The 10,795-nt window shown below is 36.6% G+C and carries 5 protein-coding genes; 3 read left to right on the top strand and 2 right to left on the bottom strand.

Annotated elements, in window-relative coordinates:
• Positions 1-1,986: ABC1 kinase family protein (locus F6K22_RS17750; protein WP_293100471.1), on the bottom strand; the 1,986-nt coding region annotated here is incomplete at its 3' end.
• A 2,937-nt stretch (positions 1,987-4,923) separates the two neighbouring features.
• Between F6K22_RS17750 and treS the strand changes: the two genes are divergently transcribed.
• On the top strand, positions 4,924-8,256 hold the full coding sequence (gene treS, locus F6K22_RS17745) for a maltose alpha-D-glucosyltransferase (protein ID WP_293100468.1): 3,333 nt from the start codon (positions 4,924-4,926) through the stop codon (positions 8,254-8,256).
• A 653-nt stretch (positions 8,257-8,909) separates the two neighbouring features.
• Positions 8,910-9,653: a Stp1/IreP family PP2C-type Ser/Thr phosphatase gene (locus F6K22_RS17740; RefSeq protein ID WP_293100474.1), complete on the top strand. Its 744-nt coding sequence runs from the start codon at positions 8,910-8,912 to the stop codon at positions 9,651-9,653.
• A gap of 152 nt (positions 9,654-9,805) precedes the next feature.
• Here the strand turns inward: F6K22_RS17740 and F6K22_RS17735 are convergent, their stop codons facing one another.
• Positions 9,806-9,994 carry a hypothetical protein gene (locus F6K22_RS17735; protein WP_293100466.1) on the bottom strand — a complete coding sequence of 63 codons (189 nt, stop codon included), beginning with the start codon at positions 9,992-9,994 and terminating at the stop codon, positions 9,806-9,808.
• A 217-nt stretch (positions 9,995-10,211) separates the two neighbouring features.
• Here F6K22_RS17735 and F6K22_RS17730 point away from each other — a divergent pair.
• Positions 10,212-10,795: anhydro-N-acetylmuramic acid kinase (locus tag F6K22_RS17730; protein ID WP_293100463.1), on the top strand; the 584-nt coding region annotated here is incomplete at its 3' end.

Below are 10,795 nucleotides of genomic sequence, written 5' to 3'. Positions count from 1 at the left end.
AGTATTAGAATACTCTGGAGATAATAATACTTGACGAATCAAACGAGCGATCGCCCGTTGAGTCAAACCACCTGCTACTTGTTGCCCCATCTTTTGCATCTCTGGTTTAACTAATATATTTGGCACCAACTGTACTAACTGCATAGCATCAAAACCAGGAGCATCTTGAATAATTTGCCAGATATTTTTAATATGTTCTGCTCTCTTTTGCTGTGCTGGATTATTAGATGTAGAAACTGAATTTTTCTCTACCTTCATACCTAACCATTCACCTACTTTAGTCCTCGCATTAATAAATGTATTTATCGATGCCAAATCTAGACTATTAATCAGCTCTTCAACCAAACGGACGCGAATAAAATCTCCCCGTTCAGATAATAAGAAATCTAGAGCTTGATTTAAAACTTTACTAATATCATAATCATCACTATTACTCGCATTTCTTAAAAGATTTTCCAATCTATTCCAACGAAAATCACCATCCTTAAAAAGTAAATCTTTTAGAGAAGTTCTCAACTCAGGAGCAGGGTCAGTTAATAAACGTTTCGCCACATAAGGATAAGCTTTACTCAACACTTTAAAATTAGGCTCCACATTAATAGCAATACCTTCCAAAGTTACCAAAGAGCGAATAATCAAAGCATAATAAGCAGGCACCCGGAATGGATACTCATACATTAAAGCCGATAACTGGTCTGTAATACTCTTAAAATTAAGCTCTGCCACACTAGCACCAAGAGCATTATTAAACACACCAGCCAATGCTGGAATAATCGGAGTTAAATCGGTTTCAGGAGTTAAAAATTCTAGCTTCACATAATCCTGAGCCAGAGCATCAAAATCACGATTTACCAAATGTACAACTGCCTCCAATAAACCATATCTCTGATAAGGTTTAACCTCACTCATCATGCCAAAATCTAGATAAACCAACTTACCATCAGGACTTGCTAATAAATTACCAGGATGAGGATCGGCATGAAAAAAACCATGTTCCAATAACTGTCTCAAAGAACATTGCACGCCAATTTCTATCAAATATTTCGCATCAATATTTTTGGCTTTTATAGCTTCCAAATTAGTCAGCTTTGTACCCGTTATCCATTCCATCGTCAATACACGACGCCCCGTATATTGCCAATAAATTTTAGGAACATAAATATCTTTCAGATGACCGTAAAGTTGTTTAAATTTTTCGGCATTTCGACCCTCTTGAGTGTAATCCATTTCCTCAAATATTCGAGTACCAAACTCATCCATTATGCCTACTAGATCGCTACGGAGTTGCTGAACATTTTTATGTACCCAAATAGCAAGTGTTCTTAATATATAAATGTCTAAAGCAATGCTTTCTGCTAAACCAGGACGTTGTACTTTTACTGCTACTGTTTCACCTGTTTTTAATTTGCCTTTATATACTTGTCCAAGGGAAGCAGCAGCAATGGGATTTGGTGTTAATTCTGTATAAATTTCTTCTGGAGGAAAACCTAATTCTTCTTCTATAAAATGATAAGCAACTTCATTGGGAAAAGCTGGTAATTGGTCTTGTAATTTGGTTAACTCATCTAAATATGTTGGAGAAGCTAAATCTGGTCGAGTAGATAGTGCTTGTCCTACTTTAATAAAAGCAGGACCGAGATTTGTCAAAATTTCTCTTAACCAGATTGCCCGTTTTCTTTCATTTTTGGTGGCGTTACCAGTAATTTTGTCCAACCACAAGTTAAAAGCAAATAACACAAAAGTCCATAAGATACTGATTCGTCGTTTCCAGACTTTCAAAGGACGTTTATTGTAGAAGGCTGTGATTGCTTCTGGATCGTAGCGTAGAGTATTACTTTCTGCTGTTCCTGGAGGATTTTGAGACTTGAGCATATCTGTATCTATATTTGTTATTGCCATTGCCTCAACTTCTACTGTGTCTAGTTTCTTACTGTATGGATTGAAGTCTTTTTGGTTATCTATAGATGATATTGTTTCTAAATTCATAATATTTAAGAAAAATTTAACGAATCTTGTTAAATATTGTAACAATATCACTATTGTTAGGGTGCGAGTGTAAAAAATCAATCCTCCCTCTTGGGATGACGAGGTTTCCCTCATGTGTAGAGTCGCTGCGAAGTGCGCCATATCCAATCGACTAATAAAAGAAAAAAAATTCCTTTTAGCCAATCTTATCTGTTATAAGAAGAGGTAATTGTTAATTATTAATTATTAATTATTAATTATTAATTATTGAAATTAGCTTTCCTTTCTACAACATTCGCGTTCCGCTGCGTAAGATGAAACGCGAAGCGGAACGGAGTTCTATCGCTGAGAGACTATGCTATCTTTAGTTGAATAAAAAGTCATGTACGCAGACGAATGATTCCAGTTAATTTTTAGGATATCATAATTTTTGCGAGGATGTAACCGAAAATCCTTTGACGCGCCGAATTTTTCCGGAGCTTCAGAAAATGAAAATGTTGGTGATTTTTCACTGAGGATGGATGGAAAGATTTGATCGGGGAAAAATCACCATTTATAAGAGCTTCAGAAAATGAAAATATTTCTGGTATTGCTCCTGGGAAAAATTCCCGAATATTTGATTGTCTCTCAGTAAAGATTTTAGTTGAATAAAAAATCATGTACAGAAGCGAGTGACCCCAGTTAATTTTTATGATATCATAATTTTTGTGAGGATACAACCGAAAATCCTTTGACGCGCCGATTTTTTTCAGAGCTTCAGAAAATGAAAATGTTGGTGATTTTTCACTGAGGATGGATGGAAAGATTCGATGGGGAAAATTAACCATTTGTGAGAGCTTCAAAATCTGACTATTGCTCTATACGCAACAGTAGAACATCAAACCAAGAGAGCAAGGCAACTGAGAGTTGATTTCCATTGCCAGAAAATATCTGACTCTATCTCTCTACCCGGAATTTCCTCTAGTCACAAAAAATTTATGAGTCAATCAAGAATTGAAAAAATAATTCTCAAATTCCAACTATTGCTCTATACGCATGGGGTAGAACATCAAACCTAGAGAGTAAGTGAACCGAGAGTTGACTTCCACTGCCAGAAAATATCTGACTCTATTTCTCTGTCGAAAATTTCCTCTACTCACAGAAAATTTATTAGTCAATCAAGAATCAAAAAATTAATTCTCAAATTTGACTATTGCGTATATCGCAACAGTAAACATCAGACCTAAGCAGCAAGACACTTGAGAGTTGATTTCCACTGCCAGAAAATATCTAACTCTATCTCTCTACCAGAAATTTTATCTACTCACAGAAAATTTATTAGTCAATCAAGAATCGAAAAATTAATTGTGAAATTCCTACTATTGCGATATACGCAATAGTAAAACTCAAACCTAGGGAGTAAGTGAACCGAGAGTTGACTTCCACTGCCAGAAAATATCTGACTCTATTTCTCTGTCGAAAATTTCCTCTACTCACAGAAAATTTATTAGTCAATCAAGAATCGAAAAATTAATTGTGAAATTCCTACTATTGCGATATACGCAATAGTAAAACTCAAACCTAGACAGCAAGAGACTTGAGAGTTGATTTCCACTGACAGAAAATATTTGACTCTATTTCTCTACCAGAAATTTTATCTACTCACAAAAAATTTATTAGAGAATCAAGAATCGAAAAATTAATTGTGAAATTTCTACTATTGCGATATACGCAATAGTAAAACTCAAACCTAGACAGCAAGAGACTTGAGAGTTGATTTATACTGCCAGAAAATATTTGACTCTATTTCTCTACCCGAAATTTTATCTACTCACAAAAAATTTATTAGAGAATCAAGAATCGAAAAATTAATTGTGAAATTCCTACTATTGCGATATACGCAATAGTAAAACTCAAACCTAGACAGCAAGACAACTGAGAGTTGATTTATACTGCCAGAAAATATCTGACTCTATTTCTCTACCAGAAATTTTATCTACTCACAAAAAATTTATTACTCAATCAAGAATCGAAAAAATAATTGTTAAATATCACTATTGCTCTCTACCCGGAATTTCCCCTACTCACAAAAAATTTATGAGTCAATCAAGAATTGAAAAAATAATTCTCAAATTCCAACTATTGCTCTATACGCATGGGGTAGAACATCAAACCTAGAGAGCAAGGCAACTGAGAGTTGATTTCCACTGCCAGAAAATATCTGACTCTAATTTTCTCTACGGGAAATTTCCTATAGTCACAAAAAATTTATTAGTGAATCAAGAATTGAAAAATTAATTCTTAAATCTCACTATTGCTCTATACGCATGGGGTAGAACATCAAACCTAGAGAGCAAGGGAACTGAGAGTTGATTTCCACTGCCAGAAAATATCTGACTCTATTTCTCTACCTGGAAATTTCTTCTGCTCACAGAAAATTTATTAGAGAATCAAGAATCGAAAAAATAATTCTCAAATTCCAACTATTGCTCTATACGCATGGGGTAGAACATCAAACCTAGAGAGCAAGTGAACCGAGAGTTGACTTCCACTGCCAGAAAATATCTGACTCTATTTCTCTAGCCGAAATTTCCTCTAGTCACAGAAAATTTATTAGTTAATCAAGAATCGAAAAAATAATTCTCAAATCCCAACTATTGCTCTATACGCAATAGTAAAATGTCAAACCCAGAGAGCAAGGCAACTGAGAGTTGATTTCCATTGCCAGAAAATATCTGACTCTATTCTTCTACCTGGAATTTCTTCTACACTTTTATCTCCAGGATAAACACCAAAACTTTTGTCTTCAGGATAAATAAGAGCAATTTAGAGTTTATTTTCACTACCAGAAATATTTGACTGTATCTTTCTAGCCCCTTTCCCCACACTCCGCACACCCCCCACACCTCCCACATCTCCCCATCTGTCTTTCAGCTATAATTACCTAGAACCTTCAACAGAAAGAGAAAGCTTTACCCCATGCTAAAAAACGACCCACTCTGGTTCAAAGACGCCATAATTTACGAAGCACCAGTTCGAGCATTCGCAGATAGTAACGGTGATGGAATAGGAGACTTTCGCGGACTCACAGAAAAATTAGACTACCTCCAAGACCTAGGCATAACAGCAATCTGGACTCTACCATTTTTCCCCTCCCCTCTCAGAGACGATGGGTATGACATTGCCGACTATAGAAGCATTAATCCCATTTATGGCAACCTAGAAGACTTCCAAGAATTTCTAGACGCTGCCCACGACAGAGGTATTCGAGTCATTATCGAACTTGTAGTTAACCATACCTCCGACAAACATCCCTGGTTCCAAAGAGCACGTCGCGCCCCTAAAGGTAGTGTAGAAAGAGACTTTTATGTTTGGAGCGACAGCGCTGATAAGTACCCAGAAGTCCGCATTATTTTCCAAGACTTTGAAAATTCTAACTGGGCATGGGATTCTGTAGCTCAAGCTTACTATTGGCATCGCTTTTTTTCTCATCAACCAGACCTTAACTATGAAAACCCGGCAGTACAAGAGGCAGTTTTAGAAGTGTCAGATTTTTGGTTGAGTATGGGGGTTGATGGGATGCGCCTTGATGCGGTGCCCTATCTTTGTGTTGAAGAGGGTACGAATTGTGAAAATTTGCCGGGAACCCATGCTTTCCTGAAAAAGTTACGGGCGCATATTGACCAGAAATATTCCAACCGAATGTTATTGGCAGAAGCTAATCAATGGCCGGAGGATGCTGCTAAATATTATGGAAGCGGGGATGAATGTCAGATGAATTTCCATTTTCCTTTGATGCCTCGTTTATTTATGGCTTTGCGGATGGAGGATAATTTTCCTATTTCCGATATTCTCAAGCAAACTCCTTCTATTCCTAATAATTGTCAGTGGGCTTTATTTTTACGGAACCATGATGAGTTAACCCTAGAAATGGTAAGCGACGAAGACCGAGATTATATGTATAAGGCTTATGCTCAGGATACCCAGGCAAGAATAAATTTGGGTATTCGTCGCCGTTTAGCGCCTCTTTTGGGGAATGACCGTCGGCAAATAGAGTTGCTTAATGGTTTACTTTTGTCTTTGCCTGGTACTCCCGTTCTATATTATGGGGATGAAATAGGTATGGGGGATAATATTTATTTGGGCGATCGTAATGGTGTGCGGACTCCTATGCAGTGGAGTGCCGACCGTAATGCTGGTTTTAGTCGTACTAATCCTCAAAAGTTATATGCTCCGGTTATTGTTGACCCGGAATATCATTATGAAACGATTAATGTGGAAGCTCAACGGTCTAATTCTAATTCTTTGTGGTGGTGGATGAAGCGTTTGATTTCTACTAGGGAACGTTTTCAAGCTTTTGGACGTGGTTCGTTTGAATTGCTACATCCTGAAAATAGGAAGGTTTTGGCTTTTACTCGGACTTATTCTGGTCAACATATTTTGGTAGTAGCAAATCTCTCCCGTTTTGTACAAACGGTGGAGTTAGATTTATCGGCTTTTAATGGTATGGTACCTGTGGAAATTTTTGGTCGGACTAAGTTTCCAACTATTCAGGAATATCCTTACTTTTTTAGTTTGAGTGCTTATGCTTTTTATTGGTTTACTCTACAGCCACAACAATCTTATATTGAAACTTTGAGACCTTTGAGTAAGCCTCCTGTTTTGACAGTTGCGGAAAGTTGGAAAAATATATTTTCTCAGCCAGAATATAAGAAGAGTTTAGAATCAATTTTACCTAATTATTTGAGTGGCTATCCTTGGTTTGGAGGTAAAAATAAGGTCATCCAATCTACGGAAATAATAGAGGTAATTCCCATCGATCGTCAACAGAAAGAAACTGCTTTAGTATTTCTGGAATTTCATTATACAGAGGGTCCGACAGAAACTTATTTAATTCCTCTGAGCTATTTAGGTCAGTCAGAAATAAGTTCTCAAATTCCTCCAGAAAAAATTATTGCCGAACTGCTAATACAGCAAGAAGATAAATCTGGAATCTTGTTTGATGTTTTGGCAGAAAAAGATTTTTTAAACATACCCTTAGAAGCTATCAATAAAAACCAAAAATATGAAGGAAATAGTGGTGCTATTCAGGGAAATGTAACTCATGTACTAGCAGAGATAATGCAGACAACTACGGAGGATATTCACCCTAATCTTTTATCTGAAAGACATGATAAAACCGTAATTAATTTCGGCGCAAAGTTGATACTTAAATTATTCCGAAAACTAGAAGTTGGTATTCATCCAGAATTAGAAAATGGGAACTTTTTAACACAGAGAGCCAGAAGTGAAAATTCGGCAATTGCAGACAATATTTCTCAAACAACAGGATATCTAGAATATCATCGGCAAGGAAATCACCCAATTACTATTGGTATATTAGAAGAATTTATTCCAGAGGCAAGAGATGGTTGGTCTTATACCTCTGATGCTTTGAGGGATTATTTTGACAGAATAATGGTAGAACAAGCATCTATAAATGAGTTAGAAATTCCTAGGGTTACTGTTAATAATAGTTTAAATACTGAGATTACCGAATCAGTCTACGATGCCATCGGTTCTTATATTAATTTAGCGGAAAATTTAGGTAAAGTTACAGCAGATATTCATCAAGCTTTAGCCTCTGATTTAGAAAACCCTAATTTTTCTCCCGAACAATTTACACCTTTTTATCAAAGGTCTGTTTATCAATATATGAGAAACCAGACAGGCAAGATTTTATTAAAGTTGAAAAAACACCTACCAAAATTTTCACAAGATACACAACAATTAGCAAAAAATGTGATTAATCGCCAAGACCGAATTATGGAACATTTAAGTTCTGTAGTAGAACGAAAAATTACGGCTATGCGTACCCGTTGCCATGGAGATTATCATTTAGAAAATGTTTTATTTACAGGTAAAGATTTTGTCATTATTAATTTTGAAGGAGAAGCTACTCGACCTTTAAATGAACGTCGCATGAAACGTTCTTTACTTCGAGATATTGCAGTAATGTTAGAGTCATTTTATTATGCAGCTAATGTTGCTCTCCGAGAAGAAATTAAAAATGGCATGATTCGTTCTGAAAATATTTTAGCAATGGAACAATGGTCTACATTTTGGTATACCTGGGTCAGCATATCCTTCTTAAAAGCCTATCTTCAGAATACAAAATTAAGCTCATTCTTGCCTCAAAGCGAACAAGAAATACAGGTACTTTTAGACGTTTATCTATTAGAAAAAGTCATCTATGAACTTGACCATGAACTTACCTCTCGTCCTGAATGGATAGAAATTCCTCTCGCGCGAATTCAACAGTTAGTTCCATAATTTAGTTAGATACAAGTGTTCCCGTTTAGAGAAAATTTGGGAATAATAACTGTGAGTTGGTTTTGCAGAATATTTTTGATTGTTAATCACAAATATTTTAAGCATTTAGCTATTAGCATTCCGCTTTTTCTGCGGAATGCGCTCGCATTCAACTTTTGAAAATAATAACTACTAAGGTTAACTGATTATCTTTTTCTTTCCTACAGAACGCTGCGCAAAGATAATTTTTAATTCTCCTTGGAGACTACTTCCTCTTTCCTCAATAATTAGTTAATAACTCATAGCTAATAACCCAGTGCCTCTGTAATATAATGTCCGGATAATCAATTATAAAAAAACTTTCTCCCATAAGTGCTTTTTCTTTGCTTCTGCCTCCTGACCTCTGCTTTATGCCTTACTTCCTCCAAAGTCTAAGTATTCAACCGAACTTGATATAAGAAGCTAGCTGACGGCTGAATGCTTACCAAATATTCCTAAATCTTATCCCTAATAAATTGTCTAAAACATTAACTATTTATTAGTGAAAATTTAGTGATATTATCAACCAGATTCTAATGCTACAATCAGAAAAAGTATATTAAAGCAGGGTATTAATAATATAGGTGGATAATAAATCTAAAAATTGGACAGAAGTCAGTGAACTAAATTCTACTATAGAACTGAAGTTTGCAGGCAATACTGATACAGGTAGTATTCGCTCGGTTAATCAAGATTCTTACTATATAGACCCTGAAGGACGATTTTTTATTGTTGCTGATGGGATGGGGGGACATGCAGGAGGCGAAGAAGCTAGTAAAATTGCTACAGAAGTAATTAAAACTTATCTCGTTACTCATTGGCAAGATACTATAGAATCACCCCAATTGTTAGAAGATGCCTTTATTCAAGCAAATCAAGCCATTATTGATGACCAGGAAAAGCATCCTGAACGTTCAGATATGGGTACCACAGCAGTTGTGGCTATCTTCCGAGAACAAAAAGCTTGGTGTGCAAATGTGGGAGACTCTCGCCTCTATCGACTTCGGGGACAAGAACTAGCGCAAATTACAGAAGACCAAACCTGGGTAGCTGAGGCCGTCAGAAAAAATGCTTTAACCCCAGACCAAGCTAGAGTACATCCTTGGCGTCATGTACTTTCCCAATGTTTGGGTCGGGAAGACCTTAGTAGGGTAGACCTCTTCTCTTTAGATGTTCAACCAGGCGATCGCCTCTTACTCTGTAGTGATGGATTAACAGAAGAGTTATCTGACGAGAAAATTGCCAGTATTTTTGAGATTGCACCTATTTTAACTTATAGTGATGCTTGTGGAGATATTGCTGAAAAACTCGTAAATGCTGCTAAGGATGAAGGTGGTCGCGATAATATTACAGTCATAATCGTCGCTGTTGATAGTTAATAAGGGTAATTCATTAATGGATAATGGATAATGGATAATTACCTCAAGGAAAACTGCAACCCAATTGAATATAAGGAAATATTATTTCTTTTTTTCCCCTATGGGGGAAGGCTTTTAACTAAGGTATTTAATTAATAATTATTAATTATTAATTATTCGGTAATTGTTTGACATAATCTACAACTATCTGGTAGAACTATCTGGTAGGATGAGTGAATTGTTTTAAGAAAATATATCAGCATAGGATCGGCAGCAGAATTATTAGGAGTATCAATTGAGACTGTTCGCTCTAACTGTGGAAATGTTAAAGAGTCTCTGCCTTTATCAGACCGTGTGTTCAAGCGAATATGCTGGTTTCAGTTGTCATAGAGATTTAAATGCTAGTTTAAATCTAGCTTCGGCGGTCAGTAAGAGCTCCGCTCCGCTAACGCGAACGACCGTGAAGCGTGTGGACTGGATAACGTTGACGTTGCTAGGTAGAAGCAAGAATAGAACAGATAGATAATTTTAGATGTTGACAGATTATTGTAGATTTCTAAGAACGGTTAACTACTGCAAATGACCAAAGTTATTGGCCTAATTAGTGGCACTTCCGTCGATGGTATAGATGTAGCTTTAGTTGATGTTGCTGGTGGTCAAACAAATTTACAAGTTGAACTACTAGCAGCATCTACTTACCCCTACCCAGAAAATTTGCGCTCCCAAATTCTCGATGTTTGTGGCGGCGCCTCTCTCTCAATGGCTGAATTGGCTGAACTTAATGATGCTATTGCCCAAGAATTCGCTACAGCAGCATTGACAATTCAGCAAAAATATGATATAAAAGCACAACTAATTGGCTCCCACGGTCAAACTGTTTACCATCGTCCACCCTCTCAAAAATTAGGTTATAGTCTACAGTTAGGCCGTGGTGAAGTAATTGCTAATTTAACAGGAATTCCAACTATTAGTAATTTTCGAGCTGCCGATATTGCTGCCGGAGGTCAGGGTGCGCCCCTAGTTCCTTGTGTCGATCTTTATTTACTGAGTCATCCAGAATATACTCGCTGTGTACAAAATTTAGGTGGAATTGGCAATGTTACTTATTTGAACAATCAACCGCTTCCCGGAACTCAAAAGTCAAACACCGACGGTGAAATTCG

Source organism: Okeania sp. SIO2F4 (assembly GCF_010672385.1).
Taxonomy (GTDB): Bacteria; Cyanobacteriota; Cyanobacteriia; order Cyanobacteriales; family Microcoleaceae; genus Trichodesmium.
The sequence above is the reverse complement of the archived record's forward strand: the minus strand, read 5'-3'. Positions and strand labels throughout refer to the sequence as shown.